At 52.7% G+C, this 24,326-nt stretch carries 19 protein-coding genes; 5 read left to right on the forward strand and 14 right to left on the reverse strand.

All coding sequences use genetic code 11. From position 1 onward, the window contains the following. Nucleotides 1-16: 16 nt before the first annotated feature. From DO97_RS15470 to DO97_RS15505, 9 genes are all read right to left on the reverse strand, one after another. Entirely contained in the window at nucleotides 17-916 is a 900-nt protein-coding gene (locus DO97_RS15470; RefSeq protein ID WP_036535071.1) for a FecR family protein, read from the reverse strand. A gap of 205 nt (nucleotides 917-1,121) precedes the next feature. Next, on the reverse strand, nucleotides 1,122-1,775 hold the full coding sequence (locus tag DO97_RS15475) for a class I SAM-dependent methyltransferase family protein (RefSeq protein ID WP_052128815.1): 654 nt from the start codon (nucleotides 1,773-1,775) through the stop codon (nucleotides 1,122-1,124). A gap of 191 nt (nucleotides 1,776-1,966) precedes the next feature. Further along, nucleotides 1,967-3,943, reverse strand: coding sequence for a serine/threonine-protein kinase (locus DO97_RS15480; protein ID WP_036535073.1), 1,977 nt, complete (start codon nucleotides 3,941-3,943; stop codon nucleotides 1,967-1,969). Between the two features lie 57 nt (nucleotides 3,944-4,000). Then, entirely contained in the window at nucleotides 4,001-4,657 is a 657-nt protein-coding gene (locus tag DO97_RS15485) for a V4R domain-containing protein (protein ID WP_036535075.1), read from the reverse strand. 55 nt (nucleotides 4,658-4,712) lie between these two features. Beyond that, nucleotides 4,713-4,928 carry a hypothetical protein gene (locus DO97_RS25335; RefSeq protein ID WP_204368669.1) on the reverse strand — a complete coding sequence of 72 codons (216 nt, stop codon included), beginning with the start codon at nucleotides 4,926-4,928 and terminating at the stop codon, nucleotides 4,713-4,715. Further along, the gene (locus DO97_RS15490) at nucleotides 4,864-5,211 is read right to left on the reverse strand and encodes a globin family protein (RefSeq protein ID WP_052128816.1); all 348 of its coding nucleotides are present in this window, start codon (nucleotides 5,209-5,211) and stop codon (nucleotides 4,864-4,866) included. Before DO97_RS15490 ends, DO97_RS25335 begins: the two co-directional genes overlap by 65 nt. Nucleotides 5,212-5,297: 86 nt before the next feature. After that, nucleotides 5,298-5,573, reverse strand: a complete 276-nt coding sequence (locus DO97_RS15495; protein WP_036535077.1) for a hypothetical protein — start codon at nucleotides 5,571-5,573, stop codon at nucleotides 5,298-5,300. Beyond that, nucleotides 5,570-6,253 (reverse strand): V4R domain-containing protein, encoded by a 684-nt coding sequence (locus DO97_RS15500; RefSeq protein WP_036535079.1) that lies wholly within the window; start codon nucleotides 6,251-6,253, stop codon nucleotides 5,570-5,572. The genes DO97_RS15495 and DO97_RS15500 overlap by 4 nt, the downstream gene beginning before the upstream one ends. A gap of 364 nt (nucleotides 6,254-6,617) precedes the next feature. Further along, nucleotides 6,618-7,106, reverse strand: coding sequence for a globin family protein (locus DO97_RS15505; protein ID WP_036535082.1), 489 nt, complete (start codon nucleotides 7,104-7,106; stop codon nucleotides 6,618-6,620). Nucleotides 7,107-7,403: 297 nt separating this feature from the next. On the opposite strand from DO97_RS15505, the gene DO97_RS15510 reads away from it, so the two are divergent. The 5 genes from DO97_RS15510 to DO97_RS15525 all read left to right on the forward strand — a co-directional run bounded on the left by DO97_RS15510 (nucleotide 7,404) and on the right by DO97_RS15525 (nucleotide 12,773). After that, entirely contained in the window at nucleotides 7,404-7,868 is a 465-nt protein-coding gene (locus DO97_RS15510; RefSeq protein ID WP_036535085.1) for a DUF2141 domain-containing protein, read from the forward strand. Nucleotides 7,869-7,972: 104 nt separating this feature from the next. After that, nucleotides 7,973-9,433, forward strand: a complete 1,461-nt coding sequence (locus DO97_RS15515; protein WP_204368663.1) for an ArnT family glycosyltransferase — start codon at nucleotides 7,973-7,975, stop codon at nucleotides 9,431-9,433. Beyond that, a complete protein-coding gene (locus DO97_RS25340; RefSeq protein WP_204368664.1) occupies nucleotides 9,363-9,623 on the forward strand; it encodes a hypothetical protein in 261 nt (86 codons plus the stop codon). The genes DO97_RS15515 and DO97_RS25340 overlap by 71 nt, the downstream gene beginning before the upstream one ends. 251 nt (nucleotides 9,624-9,874) lie before the next feature. Then, entirely contained in the window at nucleotides 9,875-11,914 is a 2,040-nt protein-coding gene (gene speA, locus DO97_RS15520; protein ID WP_081980781.1) for a biosynthetic arginine decarboxylase, read from the forward strand. 187 nt (nucleotides 11,915-12,101) lie between these two features. Further along, nucleotides 12,102-12,773, forward strand: coding sequence for a hypothetical protein (locus DO97_RS15525; protein WP_036535088.1), 672 nt, complete (start codon nucleotides 12,102-12,104; stop codon nucleotides 12,771-12,773). Here DO97_RS15525 and DO97_RS26860 read toward each other — a convergent pair. From DO97_RS26860 to DO97_RS24480, 5 genes are all read right to left on the reverse strand, one after another. Beyond that, entirely contained in the window at nucleotides 12,730-16,089 is a 3,360-nt protein-coding gene (locus DO97_RS26860; protein ID WP_275575046.1) for a PAS domain-containing protein, read from the reverse strand. The genes DO97_RS15525 and DO97_RS26860 overlap by 44 nt on opposite strands. Nucleotides 16,090-16,168: 79 nt before the next feature. Then, nucleotides 16,169-17,623 (reverse strand): GAF domain-containing protein, encoded by a 1,455-nt coding sequence (locus DO97_RS15535; RefSeq protein WP_081980783.1) that lies wholly within the window; start codon nucleotides 17,621-17,623, stop codon nucleotides 16,169-16,171. A 165-nt stretch (nucleotides 17,624-17,788) separates the two neighbouring features. Further along, a complete protein-coding gene (locus DO97_RS23300) occupies nucleotides 17,789-22,432 on the reverse strand; it encodes a PAS domain S-box protein (RefSeq protein WP_081980784.1) in 4,644 nt (1,547 codons plus the stop codon). A gap of 318 nt (nucleotides 22,433-22,750) precedes the next feature. Further along, nucleotides 22,751-23,590 carry a GNAT family N-acetyltransferase gene (locus DO97_RS15545; protein WP_036535094.1) on the reverse strand — a complete coding sequence of 280 codons (840 nt, stop codon included), beginning with the start codon at nucleotides 23,588-23,590 and terminating at the stop codon, nucleotides 22,751-22,753. A gap of 149 nt (nucleotides 23,591-23,739) precedes the next feature. Next, nucleotides 23,740-24,326 (reverse strand): hypothetical protein (locus DO97_RS24480; protein ID WP_036535155.1); only part of this gene is annotated, 587 nt, incomplete at its 5' end.

Genomic DNA, 24,326 nt, shown 5'->3' on the forward strand with positions numbered 1-24,326 from the left:
AAGTTGGCAACAGCGTTTAGAAGAATGGCAGACGGGGGCGGGGAATATTGATCGGCAGGTTGGGGAACCCTGAGCCATCGAGACCAGGAATACTAATGGGGAAGCGACCTCCGGGGAATAAGCTCTCGAAGCTGGATTTAATGCGGCTAATTCCTGGTAGTTGCCCTCTAAACCCTTCAAACAAAGCCCCCGTGAGCAAATTCACAAAATCATCTTCTGTTAACTTCTGAATCAGTCCCAACCTGCCTTGACGGTCTACATTGACCTTCTCCCCCGCAGACAACACCACCTGATTGGCACCGCTATCTTCCACTGTCCCAGGAGAACTCTCCGGGGATGGGGATGGCGTGGCTAGGGGAGAGGGAGCCGGAGGGGATTGTCCTGGGGCCAACTCAGGGCCGTCTGCATCCGGTAACGGTGTCTCAATTCGGGTCACCACCACCTGGCCTTCGATCACCTTGACCTGCTCTTGTCCTGTTTCATCCACTTCCAGCACATAGGTCGTACCGTGGACGCCAGCAATCACCGAGGAGGTACAACCCTGCACCGCCCCATCAATCAACAACACCCCCTGCTGGAGTCGAGCACAGGTTTTGCCTACCGTGAGCACAGACCGCTTGGCAAGACGACCCACCGCTCCAGTGTTAAAGGTTAACTGGGCTCTGGAATCCCCGGTGCGGACGCGCTGCCCCAAAGAGGCTTGATCATGAAGCTGAGCTTGTTTTTCCTGGATAAAAACCTGGGTGCCATCCAGAATTTCAGTCACCTGAGCCTGAGTCACGGGGGCGCTCTGAGCCTGGAGTGCGACATGGAACACCAAAGAGAGGCTCAGAAACAGACACAGCCCGAAGGTAAAGCGACCGATGCGCCATTTTGAGGGGGGTGAACCTAGAACTTGTTTGCATCTGGCTCCCATAACTCCTGATCTCCTTCCCTCGCAACCTGAGCAACCGTCGATAGCATCCCGATGATTTTAGGATGACAGCACCCAGACTAACGCACCGGACTGCACCATCGTCAGATTGCCGGACAATCGATCTGGCAGCAGCAGACCCGGTGACGTTATGAGTGATCGCGCTCCTGCATCAAGAATATGGTGTGCCGCTGGATGACCCCACGCATTAACCACTAATGCTCAAATCGCTGAAATCTGACAACTCAAAGAGTTTTTGCCTGTCGGGCAGGGGAGATGGTTGCCCAAGGTAATGATGAGTCGCTACGGTGAAGCGCCCGTTAGGAGTGATGATGGCTGAGATGTTTTCAAAATTTATTTCTTCAAACAGTCGGTGGATTTTATCTACTTTTTCAATGTTCTCTTGATCACCGCAGAATCGAGTCCATATTACCCACCCTTGGAACTCACAGAAATAGGGTAAGTTACGAATTAAATCACTGGCCTCTGGAACATGCGCAAAAACCCCACAAATTAACACTAAATTTGCGGGCGCGATTTCCTGATAAGTTTTTCTAAGCGTGGCATCTCCCTGGATAAATTGAATCTGTTGACTGAGGTTTTCTTCCTCAACAACTTGTCTTCCGGCTACGACCAAATTTTCGTCAAGCTCTATCAGATAGGCTTGCACATCTTTTAATCTGGGATGCTCAATGAGAGACCCTATTAAATCGCGCCCATCTCCTGCACAGATGCTGAGAATTCGAATCGTCCCAGGGGGAGATTGATTGATAAAAGCAACTATTTGATCTTTGACAAACCCGAGTCGAGCTTGTAACTCAGGAGACCGTTGGTATTTATGGTGCCATTGATACCAATCCATAGTGGTTTACTTGCCAATTTATGGGATGCGGACACACCGACTAGTAACGCTAAAAAATAGGTGACTTTGGGTTGCGGCTACCTAACCGCAAGGTCAACCCCCATGATATCCCCAGAAAAGGACTGAGACATGACAATAGCCCCAGAGGAGTTGTTGAAATGATTGGCTGACGGGTTGTAAATCCCTCAAAGTTAGAACAGGAAATCAATTTCTAGCTGCCGCAGATCAATTTGATACAGCATTCCCTGAGCCTTGCCCCAGGTTGACAACAGTAAGGTATAGGGATTGAGACCTGTAAGGGCGATCGCCGTGATGTTTGGTTTGGGTGCCTGCACCTGAGCAACGGGTTGTCCCCGCAGATCTAGGAGCATCAGTTGTCCTGCGGTATCTGCAAGGGCATAGCCCCACACCATGCTGGTCATCAAGATGGGCTGAATAGTCAGGCAGAGGCGTTGAATTCGCAGAGGTTTGAGGTCAATCAGCAACACTGAGTGGGTGGTGTGCCGCTCTTTGGCAAGTATCTGATAGGGTCGATTGCCGAGAAGCACCTGTTCCAAGTAAATCGGCAGTACCCAGCTCCCCAGGCAGTTTCCCCGTCGGGTATAAATCTCAATTAACGTTCCGGCCAATCCCGTTGCCGGGACGCGAGGGGCCACCGCAAAGCGATGATCCAGTAAGTCAGTTTCAGCGTCGGATGCTCCCGGTGGTTGCAGTGAAGACCCTGCTCTCAAATCAGACAGCACCGCCAGGTGGTGAGCATCCAGCACCAACAAATGGGTGGGTTGGGTTGCCTGACAGCTAACACTCACTCGCTGCCGTGGAATTTTTCCCCAACTCCCGATCTCAAATAAGCCGTCCCAAATGGTCAGTTTGCCGATTCCCTGATGGCTGGTCACCGTTGCCATCCAGTTTCCTGAGGGTGCCAGTCCGACCTGGAATGCCGTTGCTAAGGGGAGCAGGAGTCTGGCAACATCTGGAGTAGTTCCTGATGCTGGGTTCCCATCGGGGACGGCTGGCTCCAAAAACACGCCATAGATGCCACGTTGCGTCACCGCCAAGCAACCCTGGGTACAGACTCGAAGCTGCTGCACGGTTTCTGGGAGGGAGATGGCATTCCGATTGGGTAGCTCGGTCAAGTCAGCTCTGTGGATTGCCACCAGTGTCCCAGAGGCCACCCAAGTCACCCCCGTCCCATTCCTAGGGGTGACTTGGGTGGCGAGTTGATGGATAGGTTGCTGGAGGGGCTGTTGCTGAAGACTGACAAAAGGAGCAATGGCCCTTGGCGGATCGAAGCCCATCTCAGCTGGATCCTCTAAGGGTTCTAGGGGCAGTGGGGTGGAGGCCAAACCTGATTCTAGACCCGAAGAGATCGCCGTTTGTAGGGCTTTGAGCATGGCCGCGGCATCGGGAAAACGACGGGCTGGGAGCTTCCGAAGGGCGGTGACGATCACGGTTTGGAGCGATGGCGGCACCGATGCTGGAATTTGCACTGGACGGTTGAGGTGGGCGGACATCAGTTCTTCTGGGGTGCCGGAAAATGGGCGGACACCGACTAGAAGTTCAAAGAGCATCACCCCAACTGCATAGAGATCCGATGCAGGGAAGTATTGACCATAAAAGCGTTCTGGAGCCATGTAGGCCGGAGAACCTGTGTTATTGCTGAACCCATCCTCATACATTTCCTGTACCAAGCGGGCAATGCCAAAGTCAGAAATGCGGGCTCGCCAGCCGGTGGGTTGGACACTAAGGAGAATATTTTCGGGTTTAATATCACAGTGAATAATACCTTGGCGGTGGGCGTGGTCTAACCCAGCCAGGACATCAATCACCAGTTGCAACCCTTGGGTGAGCGTCAGGGAAGACTGCCCATCGATCAAACTGCGGAGATTACCGCCCTCGCAGTAGTCCATCACCAGATAGCGCCCTGTGGCAGTATGCTCCAAGGACTGACAGCTGACAATATTTTCGTGCTGGAGGCTTAGCAGAAACCGGAGTTCCCGCAGAAACTTATGGGTGGGAAAGCGATGGCGATCCAGGGACTTCATCGCCACAATTTTCCCCGTCTGGCGATGACTGGCACAGTATACTTTGCCAAATTGCCCCTGTCCCACTAACCCCAGTAGGCGATACTTGGAACGTTTTGACCCGGCCACCAACAGTTTGGTCACAGTATTCCTAAAAGCCTAAGGTTGGGAAGTGACAACAGCAGGGACTAGGAAATAGATTCAGGCGCAGAGCTGGGCCATGATCGTCTCATGGGAGGACTGAGCTTCCACGAGGGCGATCGCCGGCTCCACACGGGGCCGTAACCCAATCACAAAATAATTACCCTCAGCCCCCATCGATTCACAGGCGGTTTGAACACAATGGAGTTCTTTCCCGGTCAACTGACTGAAAAACACGCTCAAGACCCCGGCTTCCATGGCACAGACGGGTTGAGTCCGCTGAGACGCTTGAGCGGCAAAGGGAGAGTTGACAGTTTTGACCACCAAAAACCCTCGATGCTGGTACTGATGGTCTAAGGAGAAGCTGCCCCAGCCGTGGGTGACCCAACACTGTTGCAGACATTGCAAGAACTCTACCATGCCCATATCACTGACGGCGATGCCGTAGTAGTCAGCGATTTCTTCGCAAAAGCGGGCATAGAAATTTTTGCCCCACCAACGGCCACAGTTAAATAACACTAGGGCGGCAGCCTGACCCGTTTCTCGCTCTAGGGCAGCATAGATCGCCTGAATCAGAGTCTCAGGCAAGGCCAGCAGGCGATCGCCGCGACGATTTTCCAACAGACCCAATTCCAGATCACTGCGGACATAGGCATCGGCAGCAAAGTAATTGCTGGGGATGCGGTCATGGGTTAAGAGATCAGCAACGGAAATCATAGGTAAGAAGAATCCGTAATGAGAGGGGAAGGGAGGACAGTAACAAGCACCGTGGTTAGTTCGCAGGGCTAGAGGCGTGATCCTGAGGAGCCATTGTTTCCAGTAGGGCTGCCTCGGCACTTAGCAAGGGAGGGCTGAAAAGTTCCCACTGGGCTGGATTCAACTGCTGTTGCAGCTTCTGATTCAGCAAATGATAAATCTGGCGATCAATGGCCTGGGTATTGTAAATAGCGATACTTTGCCGCAGCCAGCTCAGCAGACGTTCCTGCACTAGATCGGGTTGATTTTAAAAGCAGCGCCATGGCAGATTGGCGCAACACCAGTAGAGTATTTTTGAGACTCCGTTCCAGCTGGGGGATGCTGGTTTCAGGCAGATCTTGCTCCAGTTGATCAGCGACCTGCTGCATCAGGGATAGTTCTTGATCCCGAATCCGGCGATAAATCTCGAGACGCTCTGGCAAGGAGTCCACATACTCGTTCAGCAGGGTTAACTCCTCGGGTTTGAGATAGCGACTTTCGGCTTCATCAAATAGCGCTTGAATTGTTTCATGCATAATCGTAGATCCAGATTGTCAAAAGAAACAGAGAACCAGCGATCTCTGGCGGTCTGGCTAAAAGAAGCTGGAGAAATCATCCAGGGTCACCTCATCTCGCTTCGCTCCAGCAGGCGGTGGCAGGGTGGGGGCAGGAGGGGGGAGGGGCGTTCCATCCCAAGGAATGGCATGAAAAAATCAGCCACTTTGAGGAGCAAACTTAGGGGCTCGCTGCTACCCTGGAGCGCTGTGACCTTGAGTTCCTGAACCGCTGGGGGATGATCCTCCCAGTTCACCTGGATCAAAAACTGCCGAACCGATTGCTGTAGCCATGGCTGAGTCACCCCTGGGGCGGTATTCCCATTCAGCAGTGAGGGACTCATAACAACCTCTCCCCAGACCGCAGACGCTTTTCAATATCCCCGGCTGTGGCTCCCTCATTCAACCAGAAGGCAGCGGCATCAATCCGATCCTGCCCTCCTAGCAAGAACTTACAGTAGGTTTCGCCCATGGAGTAGCACTGGATTTCAATGCAACTCAGGCGTTTTTTCACCAGCTCGGTAAAAAAGCCCGCAAATAAGCCTGCATACAAATAGCACACTGGTTTACCCACATCCCCTAGGGTACGAGCAACGGCGGAGTCAAACAGGTTAATGAACATGAACCCCTGCTTGCGATCGCCCATATCGACTTCCCATCGCCCCCAGCCCTGGGAGGTAAACGGCCACCACCAGGTTTCCAGCAGAAACATCAGGTTGGTCTGGCGGACACTGCGCTCGAACTCTTTCTCGAACCAAATAGCGAAAAAGTCGGCATCCTTTAGCCCCCAATCGCAACCAATGGTGTACATAATGGCAGCGGAAGCATCTCCAACCTCTTCTTCCAAACCCTCCACCAAACCAATGATAAAGTCCTCGCTGGTGAGGAGGTTACGACCATCGTTCCAGTCCACAATCGTACCCCGGTCGGGGTCAAATTGGAAAAAGTCACGAAAGCCGTAGTGATTATGCTTCTTGGGATGTTGAAGCTTTAGGGTATTCTGAATTTTTGTTGCCGTGGTCATATCTGTTTAGGAAACCTTATCAATAGAATAGGGGTTAGCATTGCACTCACATCCGCAGAGATCACGATCCATTAAATTTAGCAACGCTTTGTAATATAGAGTTGGCTCGGCAGCTGAGAACAGTCTCAGATGGTCAAACGCCGATTGAGGGAGGCTGCCTGACACGCCATTGCCCTCAGCGTTGTGGCGTTGCCGATATTGATTCGTGATCCAGCCCTAGGAACTTGAACTGCATGGAGACAGAGCAGAGGGTTGGGCCGTTGCGTTTGGCACCGCATCACAGAAAAGACCGCTGCCAGGGAAACCTACCTCTCTGACGGTCTCTGTTGTTTAATATGCCCTGAATATCGTTAATCTAACGAGCCTAGGAGCGAATTTTAGGGGTCTGTCCTAACAAATTGCGATTCAGTTCCAAAATCGGGCACAGTAGACTGGCCTCGGAGGGCGTAAAGTGCTTTTTGACCACTTCCTGCATCACTTGATAGGTAATATTGCAGCTTTCCTGCACCTTAAATGCCTTCATAATCGTCTGAAACCAAAAGAGGAATTTTTCCTGTAGGGCTTCCCGGTCATTCAACAGCATGGCGATCGCGGTATAACGAATAACGCGAATCGTGTCTTGCTGCCATTTTGAGGTGAAATCTTCATTGCCGCGAATGAACAACTGGGGATGCAGGGTGTCAATACGACCCTTCACATCCTGGACGATAGTGGCTTCTCTCTCTCGAAGCTTGGTATAGGTTCGCAGGCGCAGCTCATAGGACAAGACGTAGTCAGCAATAAATTGCAGATCTGCATCGGTGGCATAGCGCCCATCGGTAGACCGACTCAGATGTTCGAGCTGGCTTAGCATAGCAACCTGATGATGGGATTTGATTTACGTTTCTTAATATTACCCACTTGACTCCTGGCTCGCAACACTGGATGGTGGCAAAACCTACAAGGGGTAAGGGGTGGGGTACCCTTGGATGCCAATGGGTGCCAGTTGCTACGGCGGATCGTTGGTGGCTAGCGATCGCCCAGTCGTGGTGTATCGTAGGCTGAGCTAACTGCGGCAACCCGTCAGTATTACTGCGGTTGCAGTGGTGTTTGATCTCAAGTCCGACCCAGGGCTTGGGTCAAGGTTCTTTATAGCTCAAATGGGAGTCATATGGTGCAACAGTTTTCAGCTAGCTTTCTCCTGCTTGTTGCAGTCAGCCATCTGATGCTGACTGCAAGCGCTAGCGCGGCAGCGAACAGCAATCTCAGGGTGACCATTAGTGGCCTGAAAAACCAACAGGGACAGGTTTGCCTCAGCCTCTTTTCCAGTCAACAGGGATTTCCGGGGAGCAGTGAGCGGGCCGTGCAGGCTCGTTGTCTGAAAGTAGCCGAAATTCCAATGGTGGTTCAGTTTCAAAACTTGCCCCCTGGCAGCTATGCCATTGCCGTTTTTCATGATGCCAATGGGGACAATATTCTCAACCGCAATGGCTTGGGAATTCCCACGGAAGAATTTGGCTTTTCCCAAAACCCTGGGATCTTTGCCGGCCCTCCTAAGTTTGGGGATTCCCAAGTTCTGGTTTTCGGGCCAGAAACGAACATCCAGGTACGGTTACGATCTCTGTTTCAGGGGTGATCCCGTTGCACCCTAGGGGAATGGGATCGACGGCGCTGGCAAGCAGCTGCCTCTCCGCGCAATCATGAGGGTAGGTTGCGACGACATCGATTCCAGGAGGCGATATGAGTCGGGAGTCTTCCATCGGCAATTCCTTGAAGGCAGGGGTTTTCCAGGCTCTGAGTTCCATCGATACCCGCTGGGCGGTGGGACTGTTCTTGGCAGCGCTGTTGCTGTATGGGGCAAATTTGGGGGAGTTGCCCCTCCGGGACTGGGATGAAGGGACGGTGGCTCAGGTGGCGCGGGACCTGTGGCGATCGCCCCTCGGTTCCTGGCACTGGCTCCATCCTACCCTGGCCGGAGAACCCTACCTGAACAAACCGCCGCTGATGCATCTGCTGATCGCGATCGCCTATCGGGTTTGGGGGGTGCAGGAGTGGACAACTCGGTTGCCGGGGGCGCTGCTGACAGCTTGTTCAGTGTTCTTACTCTACGGAGTCGGGCGAGAATTATTTCCCCAGCGATCGCCTGCGGTGTTCGCTGCCCTCATGTATTTGACTCTGTTGCCAGTGGTACGCCATGGCCGTCTGGCGATGCTAGATGGAGCCATCCTCTGCTTTAGCCTGGGGATGATGCTTTGTCTGTTGCGGGCGCGACGGGATCTCCGCTGGGCGATGGGAGTGGGCATTGGACTGGGATTGATCTGCCTCACCAAGGGCATTTTGGGGCTGCTGCTGGGGGCGATCGCCCTGGGATTTTTGGCCTGGGACACCCCTCGCCTGCTCACCTGCCGCTACCTATGGTTAGGGATCGGCATCGGTAGTCTGCCCGTCGCTTTCTGGTATGGAGCTCAATGGCTGCACTATGGTTCCATGTTTGGGGAACGAGCCATGGTGCACCAATCCCTGAATCGCATCTGGTCAACCGTCGAAAATAACAGTGGCCCTCCCTGGTACTACCTGTGGGAAATTGGCAAGTCGGCCTGGCCCTGGGTGGTTTTTTGGCCCACCGCTGCCTGGTATGCCTGGAACCACCGCAATCTTAGTTGGGCAAAGTTTACCCTGGTGTGGAGCGGGGTCTACCTGCTGGCCGTCTCCCTCATGGGCACCAAACTGCCCTGGTATATCCTGCCCGTTTACCCCCCCCTGACGCTGATGGGTGGAATGCAGTTGGCTCGCCTTTGGCGCAGCAGTGATTGGACGGGTCTGCCCGAGGCATCCGCCCCGTCCTATGCCCGAGGCTGGATTGGCATTTTTGCCCTGCTGTCCCTGGTGGGGTGGGGGGGTAGTGTTTATTTTGTCTGGCTGGCACCGCAACAGACTGCGGATCTAGCTTGGATTCTGGCTGCCATCGCCTTTACCTTTACTATCACCACCCTGTTGCTCCTGCGGCGGGATTCCCAGTTCATACTGATGTTGATCTGGGGCACCTATCTGTCTTTATTGCTGCTGATGGTTTCGGATCATTGGGTTTGGGAACTCGCAGAAGCTTACCCCGTCAAGCCTGTGGCGGCTATTGTCCAAGCGAACAACCCCCCCCGGCCAGCTCATTTATACCTCCTATGCCTACAGCCGCCCTTCCCTTGACTTCTACAGCGATCGTCGAGTCCTCCCCGCTACAGACAGTTCCCTCCAGGAGCATTGGCAGCAGGATACCCAGCCTTTCTTGCTGCTGGATCAAGAGGCTCTCAAGCGCTTGGGCTTACCGAAAATGCAACGCTTAGGAGAAGCCGAGGGTTGGAGTCTGGTCACCCACCCACCGCTGATTACCCAGTAGCCATTGCTGGAGATCGTCGTTGAAGGTGGTCGGGACGATAGCGGAGGTCAGGCATCTGCGGCCATTCTTCAGAGGGTTAAACGTCGATTGCGGGTGGCTTCGTGACCTGCCAGCAAATTCCAGGGTTTTCAAGGAATCATGCCAGGAATGCTGGGAAAGCGGTCTTTGACCATCGCAGCCAGCGTCAGGGTCTAACATAGAGGCTGATAATGGTTTTGAGGTTCTGACAACCAGGAGTGGGGAATTAATCCATGACGGTACCAACTCAAGCACACGAATCTTTGCCCCCAGGGGTCGAGGCAACTCTGACCCGAGCCGCTAGGGCTGGGCAAGCCCTTCCCTTGGTGGTGACACCCGCCACCCGGACATGGACGATTGAAGATAGTGAAGAACTCTACCGCATTCAAGGCTGGGGGGAACCCTATTTTTCCATTAACGAGGCTGGGCGAGTCACCGTCTCTCCCCAGGGCGATCGAGGGGGATCTTTGGATTTATATGAGTTGGTAAATGCGCTTAAACAAAGGAACCTGGGCTTACCGTTGTTGATTCGCTTTTCTGATATTCTCGAAGACCGGATTGAACGCCTCAATGCCGCCTTTGCCAAAGCGATCGCCCGATACAACTACCCAGGGGCATACCGGGGGGTATTTCCGGTGAAGTGTAACCAACAACGACACCTGGTAGAAAGTTTAGTGAAATTTGGCAAGCGGCACCAATTTGGTCTAGAGGCCGGATCAAAACCAGAGTTAATGATTGCTCTGGCGACCTTAGATACCCCTGGTGCCCTGCTGATCTGCAACGGCTATAAAGACCGGGAATATATTGAAACCGCAATTCTGGCTCAACGTCTGGGACAAACCCCGATTATTGTCCTAGAGCAGTTGGAAGAAGTGCAACTGCTGATTGAGGCCAGCCGCAAGTTAGGGATTCAGCCCGTTGTAGGGGTGCGAGCGAAGTTAACCGCCAAGGGAGAAGGTCGCTGGGGCATCTCTGCTGGCGATCGCGCCAAATTTGGATTGACCGTTCCGGAGATCATCCAGGGGGTTGAGTTATTGCGGCAGGCCCAGATGTTGGAGTCGCTGCAATTGCTCCATTTCCACATTGGATCGCAGATTTCTTCCATCAGTGTGATTAAAGATGCCCTGCGAGAAGCCAGCCAGATGTATGTGGAACTGGCCCACCTGGGGGCCAACATGAAGTATTTGGATGTTGGCGGTGGCTTAGGGGTGGACTATGACGGTTCCAAAACCAACTTCTATGCGTCCAAAAATTACAACATGCAAAACTATGCCAATGATGTGGTGGCGGAAGTCAAAGAAGCCTGTGCCGAGCGGAATCTGCCCGTGCCGACCCTGATTAGTGAAAGTGGACGGGCGATCGCCTCCCATCAATCGGTTTTGGTGTTTGATGTTCTGGGGGTCAGTACTGTCCCCACCATCGAACCGGAACCCCTACCCGCCGGGGAACACTTGATTATTCGCAATCTCTACGAGACCTATCAGTCGATCACGACAGATAACTATCAGGAGGCTTACCACGACGCGGCACAGTTTAAAGAAGAAGCCATCAGTCTGTTCAACTTTGGCTATGTCAGCTTGACCGGTCGAGCCCATGCTGAACGGTTGTATTGGGCTTGTTGCCGGAAAATTCTCGCCATTGCCCGTCAACAGGAGTATGTCCCGGACGATCTCGAAGATCTAGAACAGATCATGGCCTCGATCTACTACATCAACCTATCTGTGTTTCAGTCCGCACCGGACAGTTGGGCGATCGACCAACTCTTCCCGATCATGCCGATTCATCGTCTGGATGAGGAACCCACAGAGCGGGCAACCCTCGCGGATCTCACCTGCGACAGTGATGGCAAGATCAACCAGTTTATTGATCTGCGAGATGTCAAGTCAGTTTTGGAACTGCACCCCTTAAAAGCAAAATCAGAGAACGAAAATCAACTGATTCCCACTCAGTTTGAGCCGTATTACCTGGGGATGTTTTTGGGCGGTGCCTATCAAGAAATTATGGGTAATCTCCATAATTTGTTTGGGGATACCAACGCAGTGCATATTCATCTCACCCCCAAGGGCTATCAGATTCAGCATGTTGTAAAGGGCGACACGATGCGGGAGGTCTTGGGCTATGTTCAATACGATGCCGAAGACTTGGTGGAAAGTATTCGCCAGCAAACCGAACAGGCACTGTTAGAGAAGCGCATTACCCTCCAAGAATCCCAATTACTACTGCAAAATTATGAACGTAGCCTCAGCGGCTATACCTATCTCTCGGCCTTTTAACTTTTGATTCAGTAGCATTTGGAACTCACCTCAACCCTTTTAAAACATCCTCTCTGAATAAAATGATTCAAGATACCCATATTATGCCAACTTACTTGAATGCTTTCGGAATCTAGGAGATCCAATCTCAGCCAGTCAGCGTAGTCTTGATCGTCATCCCTATCAAGGGTACGCGATTGAGGAAAATATGTTGACACTTGCAGGCATTCGCTCCAGCGGCGTCATGCTGATAGTTGCTGGCATCCTATTTGGCAGCTTTATGTTTTTCCATCCCCCCAACAATCCCCAGGGAGCGTTGGCGGCGATCGGGGTGCCTATACATCTGATGTGGTTGCTGTCCTATCTCCTGATCGCCCTCAGCTGGGTGCCCCTATCCGCTTTACGCCCGTCCCACAGCTTTTTATCCTCGATCGCCTATTATCTGTCCTTCCTAGGGACTATTCTTTCTTTACCCATCGCCGTCTGGGATGCCTTCTTGGTTCCCTATTTGGCACGCCATGCTCCAGATTTCATTCCCCAGATTGAGGAGATTTCTGGGGAAATTCCGGTGCTAATTTTTCGAATGATCATCTTTTTGACTGTCTTTGAATTCTCCCTGGGCTTTATGCTCTATGGGGTTTCAGCCCTGCGATCGCGCCTATTCCCTAACATTGTGGGGATTTGCCTTGCCGTGGGAGCCCCCTTGTTTTGGGTTGGTGCACTTGTTGTCAGTCAAGGTTCTTTGGGGAATACGGTCACAGAAATGGGTGCATTGCTGTTTGGGGTAGGTCTAGCAATCCTTGGGAGAACCCTGCTGGTCAATGCTGATCAGTTTCTCACCCAGCAATCGATGTGGAGAAAAATCCAAGTTCTAGAATAAAGGTTGTTTGACCACTACTACTTTCAACATGAATATTCCCCCCCATTTGTTCGATCAGCTTTTTCACCAGCGCTAACCCCAGGCCCGTGCCGCCATGCTTCCAGGGGTCGTTGTTGGGAATGCGGTAGAACTTGTCAAAAATGCGATCGCATTCGGGGGCGGGAATTTCGACTCCAGAGTTACTGACGCGAATCTCTAGGGCTTTGGTAGTGGCCTGGGCAGACACCGTGATGGTTTCTCGGGCAGGGGTATACTTACAAGCATTGTGCAGGAGTTCGGTCAAAATTCGTTCCAGATAGGTGACATCGGTGGTGATGTCTGGCAGGTGGGCGGGAATGTGGATCGCTAGCTGCTGTTGCTGTTGGCGAATGCGTTCGAGGAATGTCTCTGCTAGCTGCGGAATATAAACCTGGAGGCTAATGGGGGTGAGATTCAGAGGTTCTTTGCCAGCATCCAGGCGCGCCAGATCCAGGAGATCATTAATTAAGTTAGCCTCGCGTTGGCCTTCGTCGCGCAGGATTTTGACATACCTATGGATGGACTGGGATTGATCCTCCAAGATCCCCAGGCGGTTCAAGCTAATTTCCAACATTTTGGTTGCCATTTTAATGCTGGATATGGGCGATCGCAGTTCGTGGGAGACGGTACTGAGAAAATCATCCTTCAGTTGACTCAACCGCTTTAGTTCCTGCACTTGTGCTTGAGCTGCTTGATAGAGGCGAGACTGCCGCAGGGCGATCGCGCATTGATTCGCTACCTGTTTTACCAGCCGTACTTCCTGGTCATTAAACTCATCACTGGGTGACTTGAACAGCCATAGATCCCCCAGTACTCCCTGATCATCAACAATGGGAACCGCCAGGGTAGTTAGTAACTGTTGATCCGACCGCAGGGGATTGAGAGAAACATCACAAAAATAGCAGATCTGCCCACTGAGCAATTGGGGATAGGTTTCGGGATGGGAGGAATTCGCGATCTCAAAGGTCTGGCCTTGAGCGGGCGAAAGGATGTGGGTGAATTCGTAGGCGATGGTTGAGGTGGTTTGCTCCAAGTTATAAATGCCAGTATCGCAGGCTGCAACCGCCAATCCCTGGGCCAGTTCCTCCACCGCCGTTTGTAAAATCTGCCCTTCATCGAGGCTATCCCGCACCCGATCGGTAATGCGTTTAAGCAGCGCTTCAAACTCTAAGGATTGCTGGAGCTGGGCGGTGCGTTCCTTTACCTGTAATTCCAGATTGGTGTTGAGGGCTTGCACCGTTTGATACAGTTCTGATTGTTGAATCGCGATCGCAATTTGGGTTGCCAGGTGTTGTTGCAGTTCAATTTCTAAGGCTTCCCAGTGTCGGGGAGATTGACAATGCTGAGCCACTAACAACCCCCAGAGGCGATCCTCTAGCAGGATCGGCACCACTAATTTGGCTCGCACCTGCATTTGCTCTAAGAGCACCACATGGCAGGGATCGAGATTGGCCGTGTAGATGTCGTTCGTTCCTTTAACGAATCCTTTGAGATAGCTGTGTCCCTGGGTTTCTACAAAAAAGGTGTCGGTGATCTGCATGCCCAGGATCGATGACCATGCCGCTGCCACCGATTCGGCAATGATGATGCCACTCCAGTCTGGTTCAAATTGATAAATGATCACCCGATCGGTCTGCAGAAGCTGCCGCACTTCGTTAACCGTGGTCTGGAGAATCTGATCTAAATCAAGGGTTTGCCGAATATGTTGGGCGATCGTCGTCAGCAGCCATCGTTGCTCAGACTGCGATTTCAGAGCTAATTCTGCCTGTTTCAGTTTGGTAATATCTGCGAAGGACGACACCACCGCATCGGGTAAAGGGTGATCGGGATGAAAAAGCGGCTGGGAGTTAATCGAAATCCAGGTTGTGGTGTTATCCCCTTTGCAAATGCCCATCACCACCTGGGATTGAGGCTGTCCAGTCGTGAGGGTGATCATGGTTGGATGCGTATCCCCTGGGAAGGGAGAGCCATCTTCATGAATTGTGCGCCAGTGTAACTCTAGGGATGTTTTCCCCAGGATTTGCTCGGGGGTGAGTCCTAAAATCTGTTCCGCACTGGCATTAAAGGCAGTAATTTTGCCATCGGCCTGCTGGAGAACCACGCCCTCTGCCATGGCTGAGATCACAGAGCGATATCGTGCCTCGCTTTCTCTAAGAGCCGCTTCGGCAGCTTTGCGCTCACTGATATCACGGTTAACCCCAATCAACCGCAGGAGTTGACCATCGGGGGCGCGTTGCACCAAAGCAAGGGCTTCAAGATAGTGAATCGTGCCATCGGGCCACACCACCCGGAACTCCGTTTCCAGCTCTCGCTGATTCGCTAAGACTTGCTGGGTCATCGTGCGGTTAACCAAGAGATCTTCCGGATGGAGTCCCGCTTCCCATGCCTCGTATGCCCCGCAAAAGTCGGAAGGTTGGATGCCGTAGAGTTCATACATGCGATCGTCCCAAATGAGGTGATCGTTGACGATATCCCAATCCCAGATGCCAATTTTCGCAGACTGCACTGCCAAATTCAGGCGATCGGACAAGTTTCGCAGTTGCGCTTCCGCCTTTTTGAGTTTGTGGAGGGCTTTATGGCGATCGCTAATGTCGATAAAAGTGACCACGACTTGGGTGAGTTGCCCCTGGGTGTCAAATTCTGGAAAGGCGGTGACCAAAACCCAGGTTTGCACCTCGGCAGCTTGGCTAATGCCGACGACGTAATTTCTGAGGATAGACTGGGTGGCAAGCACCTGATTGACTGGATAGTCTTCCAGCGACATGACAGTGCCATCTTCATGGACAAACTGCCAGGTAGGGTCGATCTCCGCCGTCCCTAACATCTGATCCATAGACAACCTTAAGAGGTCACAGGCATGGGCATTGCATTGCAAAATTCTTGTGTTGGGTGCATGAACCACAAAGCCTGCTTGGATGTTTTCAATCAGGTGGCGGTATTTTTGTTCGCTTTCCCGTAACACGATTTCGGCTTGTTTGCGATCGTCAATAATCGTAAAACAACCCACCAGTTCATCGGGTTCTCCCGCTGGGTTTCGCACCAGCTTCAATTCATCTTGAACCCAAATATAGTGGCCATCGCTGTGCAGAAAGCGGTATTCATGGATGTGATGCCCTTGCTCAAAGAGGGGAGCTAATCCCGCAAAGATCCTCGGGGCATCGTCGGGATGCAGACGCTGCGCCCAAAATCCTGGCTCTGCCATAAATTCGGCGGTGGTGTAACCCAACAGCACGGTGACGTTCTCACTGATGAAGGTACAGCTAAAATCTCCCCCTGCCTGGCAGGAATAGATGATCACTGGGCTGGCAGCGAGGAGAAATTGCAGCCGTTCTCGTAAGGATTGATTTTCTAACTCTGCCCGCTTGAGTTCCGTGAGGTCATGGACGTTGATGACGACGCCAGAAATGGTGCCGTCTGGTTCCAGATAGGGGGCATAGGTGGCTCTGGTAAATCGCCGCTGACCATCGGGATAGTTCAGCCATGCCTCGACGATATGCTGGGTCTCCCCCCCCAAGGCAGCGATCGAGGGAGGGCTTTGCCAGGGTCTCAAAAAACTCTTGCCCGAGTAAATCGCTAACAGAATGACCAAGGATTTGATCGGCGGATTTCTGATTCCAGGATAGGTAGGTCTGATTAATGACCTGGTAGACATAGTTGAGATCGAGAAGGGAGACACAATCGGGGGTGGCGGCAACAATCCCCTCGTAGCGCCGCAGCATGGCATCGGATTGCTGCCGTTCTAGCTCAGAGGCGGCGCGTACGGCAAATATAGTCAAGACTTCCTGGATAAACTGCTGATTGGTGATGGGGCGGTTGTTGATCACACAAAGAATACCGATCACTACTCCAGCCGAACTCAGGAGGGGGATGCCCATATAGCTCTCGGCACCGAGGACTTGTAGGCAAAAATCCTCCGGGAATTGCGGCTGCAGGTTGTTGGGATACAGATAAAAACCCTCTTCAACAACGTGTTTGCAGGGAGTTCCTGCTAGCAGATATTCAAGTTGATCCTGAATCTGCCCATGACTGATCCAGGCCAGGGTTTTCAGGCGATCGTTGTCGGGAGAAACTAATTCACTGACAAAAGCATGATCGACCCCCAGTAAGCGAATCAGATATTCCACCAAAGAACGGAAGAAGGCCTCCCCCGTTTTGGCAGAAACGCCCTCAGCAATGTTTTGGATCAGTTCTGTTTTTTGCTGGTGCAGGATTTCGTCACACTCGGCTTCCCTGGTATCAGCGACTGTGCCCACCTGGTGCTGCTCCAGCTGACTTTCTAAGTGTTGCTGCCGCAGGTGCAGCTCTGCTTGTTGGACAGCAACCCCGAGTTGCAGGGCTAGGTGCTGCAAGAGCTGGACTTCCAGGGGTTGCCACTCGTGGGGGCTGCGACAGTGATGGACAATCAACAAGCCCCATAAACTCCGCTGGTGGAAAATCGGCGCTACCAGATTGGCTTGTACCTGGAATCGTTCTAGAAGTTGGGCATCACAAGGGGCAAGATTGCCCCTGGGAACGTTTGAGATGCTGGTGGTCTGTCCCTGTTGGTAGCGTTCCACCCAGTTGGCTGCATAGCAGGGGTCGTAGACCACCTGTCCGAGGATGGGTGTCCACTCCGTACCCACAGACTCAAATGCAACAACAGCATCCTGATCCGGAAGGAAGCGATAGATCAGCACCCGATCGGCGTTCAGGAGCGTCCTAACCTCGGCGATCGCCCCCTGTAAAATGCTTTCTAAGTTTCTATCTTGTTGGATTTGGAGGGTGATCTCTGCAATTTTCCCCAAAATTAACTCTGGGGAAAGTACCGATGATGGCGAGTCAAGAGACACCATACACCTCCAAACTACTTAGTCGTATTTTCTACACACTGTCCCATTTCTAGTATTTGGCAGAAATTGTTCCCTGAAAACTAAGCACTATAAAACAACACAATTCGGCCAGACAGCCTGTAGCTTCAGGTTTGGCAGCGATCGCCGTTCCAGGATGGTCGGAAGGGATCAGGCGAACAACCCCAACTCGAGAATGAAGGACGTTTGTCCACCGCCACTTTCAATGTGGATAGTCCCCCCCATTTGTTCGATCAGCTTTTTCACCAGCGCTAACCCCAACCCGGTGCCGCCATGTTTCCAGGGATCGTTGTTGGGAATGCGGTAGAACTTATCAAAAATGCGATCGCATTCGGGGGCGGGAATTTCGACGCCAGAGTTGCTGACGCGAATTTCCAGGAATTCCATCGTCGATCGCGCAGAGACGGTGATTGTTTCTCCGGCCGGGGTATATTTGCAGGCGTTGTTTAAAAGTTCAGTCAGTGCCCGCTCTAGGTAGGACAGCTGCGTGGTCAGGGGGGGCAGATCTTCGGGAATCTCAAGGATCAGTTGTTGTTGTTGGCTGCGGGTGCGTTCGAGAAACGTCTCTGCTAACTGGGGAATACAGAACTGGAGCGTCACGGACGTAAGATTGAGGGGTTCCTTTCCAGCATCCAAACGGGACAGATCCAGCAGATCATTGATTAAATTCACCTCCCGTTGGCCTTCGTCGCGCAGGATTTTGAAATAGCGATGGACGGCATTCGATTGATCTGCCAAGACTCCCAAACGATCCAGGCTAATTTCCAACATTTTGGTTGCCATTTTAATGCTGGACATCGGGGTGCGTAATTCGTGGGAAACGGTACTGAGAAAGTCATCCTTAAGTTGACTCAGGCGCTCTAGTTCCTGCACCTGTGCTTGAGCTGCTTGATATAAACGAGACTGCCGCAGGGCGATCGCGCATTGGGTTGCCACTTGCTGTACCAGTCGAACTTCCTGGTCATTAAACTCATCCTGGAGTGACTTGAACAACCACAGATCCCCCAGTACTCCCTGATCATCAACAATGGGAACCGCCAGGGTAGTTAGCAACTGTTGATCCGACCGCAGGGGATTGGGAGAAATATCACAAAAATGGCAGATCTGCCCCCGGAGCAACTGGGGATAGATCTCAGCATGGGGCGCGGTTGCAATCTCAAAGGTCTGGCCTTGGGCAGGTGCCAGGGTGTGGGTGAATTCGTAGGCAATGGTCGAGGTGGTTTGTTCTGGGTTATAAATGCCGGTATCGCAGGCCGCCACTGCCAATCCTTGAGCTAATTCCGCCACCGCCGTTTGCAAAATCTGCCCTTCATCCAGGCTATCGCGTACCCGATCGGTAATGCGTTTGAGCAGCGCTTCAAACTCTAAGGCTTGCTGGAGCTGGGCGGTGCGTTCCTGTACCTGTAATTCCAGATTGGTGTTGAGGCTTTGCACCTGCTGATAGAGTTGCGATTGTTGAATGGCGATCGCAATTTGGGTTGCCAGGTGTTGTTGCAGTTCAATTTCTAAGGGTTGCCAGTGTCGGGGAGATCGACAATGATGGGCAATTAACAAGCCCCACAGGTGAGCGTCTTGCAGGATCGGCACCATCAGTTTGGCTCGCACCTGCATTTGCTCTAACAACGCCAGATGGCAGGGATCGAGATTGGCCGTGTAGATGTCGCTCGTTCCTTTAACGAATCCTTTGTAATAGCTGTGCCCCTGGGTTTCTACAAAAAAGGTATCGGTGAACTGCATTTCCAGGAGGGAGTCCCATCCCGCTGCCACCGATTCCGCAATGATGATGCCACTCCAGTCCGGCTGAAATCGATAGATCACCACCCGATCCGTATGCAGGAACTGCCGCACTTTATTGACAGAGGTCTGGAGAATCTGGTCTAAATCAAGGGTTTGCCGAATATCCTGGGAGATTTGACTCAGTAACCGTTCCCGCTCTGCTTGCTGATGCAGTGCCGCTTCGGCGGCCTTGAGATCGGTAATATCTGTCAAGGTGCCAATGTAACCAATCGTCGAACCATCGGCATCCAGTTCCGGAGCCACCTGCACGTAGTACCAATTGATGGAGCCATCTGGCCGCAGATGCCTCCCCTCACTGTGGTTGAAGACCAGATCTCCTGCATGTGATTCAGCATAGCCAGCTGCCCATTGGCTGAGGAGCGCCTCACGATCCTCTGGATGCAGAGCGTCCATCCATCCCCTGCCCATGGCGGACTCCTTCGGTCTACCGGTCATTTCACACCAGCGATCGTTGACATAGACGCAGTTCAACGGCTGATCAAACCGGAAAACACCGACGGGGCTGACCTCCGAAAGAATGCGATAGCGAGCTTCACTGGCTTGCAGGGCGATTTCGACTTGTTTGCGATCGGTAATATCCAGAGCCGTCCCCAATAGTTGGATCACCGTTCCCTGGGCATCCCGCACCGCTTCCCCACGTCCAAGGACATAACGGATGGCACCATCTGGGTGGATGAGGCGATGCTCAATTTCATAGGGGGCACCAGTGGCGATGGCCTGTTCCACGATCGCTTGCAACTGAGGGCGGTCATCGGGATGCTGGATCTGGAGGTACTCTGGGTAGGTGGGTTCTGGCTGAGTGGGGTCGAGTCCAAAGATATGGAAGAGTTCCTGCGACCAGGTGATTTTTTGGGTGGTGAGGTCAAATTCCCAACTGCCCACGTGGGCAATTCGCTGCGCTTGCAACAAGTTGGTTTCACTTTTTCTCAGGGCGGCTTCAATTTGCTTCAGGTCGGTGATATCGCGCCCCACCGACTGGAATTCTGTTAAATTCCCCTGCTGATCAAAGAACATTTGATTCACCCACTGGGTCCAGCGGATTTCTCCCTTGACAACCACCCGGTTCTCAATAATTACGGTGGGATTGGCAACGGTCATCGACGCTAGCAGTTGAGCGACTATGCCCTGATCTGCTTCATAAATCACAGGGTTAAAGCTTTTTCCAATCACTTCTTCCCGACGAATGCCAAAGTAGCGGCAGTAGGCATCGTTGACAAATAGCAGGGTGGAGTCCGGCAGAAAGCGAGAAATCAGTTCAGTTTGTTCATCCAAAATGGCGCGAGAGCGGGCCTCGCTCTGTTGCAATGCCAGTTCAGCAGCTTTGCGAACGGCCTCCTCCCGCTTGGCTTCGCTGATATCTTTAACGGCGACAATCACACAATCCTGCCCTTCCAGATTCCGAACTTCTGCCGAGACCTGCACGGTTTTCACAGCCCCAGACTTCAGTCGAGCGGTTGCTTCTTGATCCAGCACCTTCCCCTCGGTTTCAAGTTTCTGTCTGACGGAGTGACGCTCTTCCAGATTCGCCCACAGATTCAGTTCCAGGGCAGTTCTGCCAATCAGTTCTTCCCGGCTGTAACCGAAAAATTCCAGCATCCGATCGTTGGCTTCTAGGATCCGCCCCTCCGCCAGGGTTGTAATCGCGATCGGGTCGGGACTGGTGCGGAAAATGGTGGCAAATTTCGCTTCAGAGGTTTCCAGGGCTGTTTGAATGCGGCCAAAGGACTGGCGCACCTGGTCTGCCATCTGGTTAAAGGATTGTGCCAACTCCTCCAACTCACTCACGGAACTCTCGGTTGGTAACTGATGTTCCAGGTCACCGTTTGCCATGGCTCGACTGGCTCGGTTAATCCGGGAAATTGGCTCGGTTACTTTACCAGCGGTGAACAGCCCCAGGGCGATCGCCAATCCCAACGCCCCAACACAGAGCAAAGTCGTTGTCAGGGTATTGTGATGAATCGTGGTCATGAAATCGGACTCTGGCACCACAATCACCACCAGCCAATCCAGCCCCCGTTGATCCCGGTAGGGACTGATGCGGACAAACCGCCGTTGGTGATTCACCACCAAGTCGAGTTGTTGGGTGGTTTTGATCGAGTCCAAGCCACCGAATTGTTGGATCAACTGTTGCGTGATCTCCCGTGTCTGCGGATCGCGGCTGTTGATTGCCTGGAGCCGCCTAGGCTGGCGTTTGAGTTGGGCCACATAGGGGATTTCCAGGGTTGAGGTGGCAACCAGATCCCCAGATCGTTCAAGAATAAACGTCTGTCCCGAGGGGGAGAAGTGGAGTTGATTGAGATAGGTACTGATATCTGACAGTCGAAAATTAGCGGAGAGAACTCCCTGAAAGTCTCCGATCTCGTTATAAATCGGAGCAACTGACCAGATGGCTAATATGGGTACAACCTGAATCACCAGGATCGGGGTCCAGGTCTGGGTTCTGGCAGCTTTTGCGTACCGATACCAGGGTAATTGATGGGGATTGACGATATTTGTGTAGATTAACTTTGTTGGCTGACCCTTGGCGTTGACCAGAAAGTATTGACGTTGCTGGGGTGCGGCTGGCTTGATTTCTCCTAAGAAGGCGGTGCCAAGAGCCAGGTTTTCCCCGGAGATCACCTGGACTTGGTGCTGAACATCCGCACTCAAGATCCTCCCGTAACCCAGGTATTCCCCTTGCTCACTGGCAAAGTCAACGTTCGCTAGCAAGGGATGGAGCAGCATTTGCTGCCAAAACTGCTGCCGTACTTGCTCACGATGATTGAGGTTCAGGGTTCCCTGCTCCACGGCCAGACGGTTCATGGTCACCACGTCGTAAGGCACCCGCAAGTAATCCTTGAGGCGATCGCTGATCCGCTCTCCTACCTCCTCCATTAGCTGATGAGCCAGATCTGACACTGCCTGTTGGCTATTTTTGTAGGACAGGTAACCCACTAATGCCACGGTGGCTACCAATTGCAGAACAAAGGGCACCACCAGAACCAACCGGAGGGACATAGGTTTGTGGAGGTGTCTGAACCAGCTACTTTGAACCACGATCTCGTCTGACTATCTGCCTGAACTGAGCCCTTGTTTCACACCGTATTCGCGCATTCACATATGTATCGCTGATTGCAATAATTTGTTAAAGATTCAGTAGATAGACTGAGCCAAACCCAAAATGCAGAACTTTCCAGCTCCTCTCCAAAACGGTCGTACCTTATGGCTTCAAAGGAGTGGGAGGAAAGACACGTCCAGAATCAAGTCCGGATGATGCGCGGTAGTTGAACCTACTTAAGTATATCCAACGACCACGGTTCCGAATCTCATGGTTACCTACCCCAACTCGAAGGTCGTCACCCCAAAAATGCCCGAGATCGCAGAGGTTGGGCATGCATTGGTATACATGCGGGCGGTCTCAAACATCGGGGTCATCTGGTAGGTTTTAGCCAGGTGCAGTGCCGCAGGATTCAGTTCTGGGACATCTAGAAAACAGGTTGCTCCCTGGGCATAGGTCACCAGAGAACGAAACAGTTGCTCCGCCGTTGCGGCATCCAGGGCAAAGAGGGGGCCAATCTTCCAGCCAACCTGACAGGGGCGGATCACCCCATAGCCAAGAATGCGATCGCTCACCTGCTTCACCAGACCCACAGAACCCTGCTGTTGAATCCATGCCTTGAGAAACACGGGGCGAGGAACTGGAAAAAATTGAGCGTCAAAAGCGAGTAACTGTTCAAAGGGCAGCACTGATGCCGGCATCACTGCCTCGGATGTTTGGTGAATTTGCGGAAACTCACCCTGGTAGCGAATGTTGCGATAGGCCAGGGAAAAGCCAGATTTACGGTAGTTATCCTGTTGGGCAACCACCCCATCCAGGCCGATGGTGCGATCGCCCAAATAGTTCATGGCATGTTGCCAGGTTTGCCATCCGTACCCTTGACCGCGCCACTGAGGATGGACGATGTAGAAACCAATAAACCCAAAGGTATCGTCGTAGGCAACCGCAGAAATGCAGGAAATTGGCTGACCATCCAGCTCACCGACAAAAAAACCACGGGGATCGGTAGCCCAAAAGCTAGCTGCGTCATGGAGACCTGGATTCCAACCTTCCTCAGCTGCCCAGGCGACGGCGGTTTGGAGATCGGGCAGATGCATGGGGCGAATGATAACTGCCATGGGCAAAATGGGATATTGGCGAATTATCCATAATTTTGCAGGTTTTTGAAGTGATATGGACTGCTTCTTTATGATCCCTCCAGTCCAGGGTTATCCCCCCCAACCATCGCCGATACCGCACTGCCCTAGGACTAATTTGCCAGAAAACCTTAGATCCCCTCTATTCCCTGCCCTGCGGCTTGGCTAGCACCTTGGGGGTACTGGCGACCGCGCCACTGTTGCGGCGTCCGCAGAGACGAGAGCAAAATTCGCAGCACCGCCAGGGGATCGGCCAGGGGCGAAAGCCAAAAGGCCCAGATGGAACTTCCAGCTTGACTAAAATCATAGGCAGGGGCGATCGCGGCGGTCATCCCCCAACGGATCAGCAGCAACAACAGATTTAAACTCAACGCCGTCAAAACCGTCAAAGAAGGCCGATCCGTTGCTAGCAGCAGCGTCATTGGCAGGGGGAGTCCTTGAACCGCCAGCAAAAACCAGAGATCCCCCCACAGCTGTTGGGGACTTGCCGCATCCTTGAGATCCAGCGATCGCCCCCACTCTCGCCAGGTTTCAGCGGCTCCTTCATACATCCGCACCTTCAGCACCTGACTGCCATCCAGAAAACCCACCTTCGCCCCCTGACTGGCTGCATACCGAGCCAGGGTGACATCATCACAAAAAGACCCACGGGCACAGGTGTAACCCTCTAAGCGCTCTAACAAGCTACGGCGACAGAAAAAACACTGTCCATTCGCCA

The sequence above is a fragment of the Neosynechococcus sphagnicola sy1 genome, from assembly GCF_000775285.1.
Classification (GTDB): domain Bacteria; phylum Cyanobacteriota; class Cyanobacteriia; order Neosynechococcales; family Neosynechococcaceae; genus Neosynechococcus; species Neosynechococcus sphagnicola.

Bases quoted from the DNA above. Each gene is read 5' to 3' on its own strand.
- DO97_RS15470 (WP_036535071.1), bottom strand. From the start codon at position 916: ATGGGAGCCAGATGCAAACAAGTTCTAGGTTCACCCCCCTCAAAATGG.
- DO97_RS15475 (WP_052128815.1), bottom strand. From the start codon at position 1,775: ATGGATTGGTATCAATGGCACCATAAATACCAACGGTCTCCTGAGTTA.
- DO97_RS15485 (WP_036535075.1), bottom strand. From the start codon at position 4,657: ATGATTTCCGTTGCTGATCTCTTAACCCATGACCGCATCCCCAGCAAT.
- DO97_RS15490 (WP_052128816.1), bottom strand. From the start codon at position 5,211: ATGCATGAAACAATTCAAGCGCTATTTGATGAAGCCGAAAGTCGCTAT.
- DO97_RS15495 (WP_036535077.1), bottom strand. From the start codon at position 5,573: ATGAGTCCCTCACTGCTGAATGGGAATACCGCCCCAGGGGTGACTCAG.
- DO97_RS15500 (WP_036535079.1), bottom strand. From the start codon at position 6,253: ATGACCACGGCAACAAAAATTCAGAATACCCTAAAGCTTCAACATCCC.
- DO97_RS15505 (WP_036535082.1), bottom strand. From the start codon at position 7,106: ATGCTAAGCCAGCTCGAACATCTGAGTCGGTCTACCGATGGGCGCTAT.
- DO97_RS15510 (WP_036535085.1), top strand. From the start codon at position 7,404: ATGGTGCAACAGTTTTCAGCTAGCTTTCTCCTGCTTGTTGCAGTCAGC.
- DO97_RS15515 (WP_204368663.1), top strand. From the start codon at position 7,973: ATGAGTCGGGAGTCTTCCATCGGCAATTCCTTGAAGGCAGGGGTTTTC.
- speA (WP_081980781.1), top strand. From the start codon at position 9,875: ATGACGGTACCAACTCAAGCACACGAATCTTTGCCCCCAGGGGTCGAG.
- DO97_RS15525 (WP_036535088.1), top strand. From the start codon at position 12,102: ATGTTGACACTTGCAGGCATTCGCTCCAGCGGCGTCATGCTGATAGTT.
- DO97_RS15535 (WP_081980783.1), bottom strand. From the start codon at position 17,623: ATGGTGTCTCTTGACTCGCCATCATCGGTACTTTCCCCAGAGTTAATT.
- DO97_RS23300 (WP_081980784.1), bottom strand. From the start codon at position 22,432: ATGTCCCTCCGGTTGGTTCTGGTGGTGCCCTTTGTTCTGCAATTGGTA.
- DO97_RS15545 (WP_036535094.1), bottom strand. From the start codon at position 23,590: ATGGCAGTTATCATTCGCCCCATGCATCTGCCCGATCTCCAAACCGCC.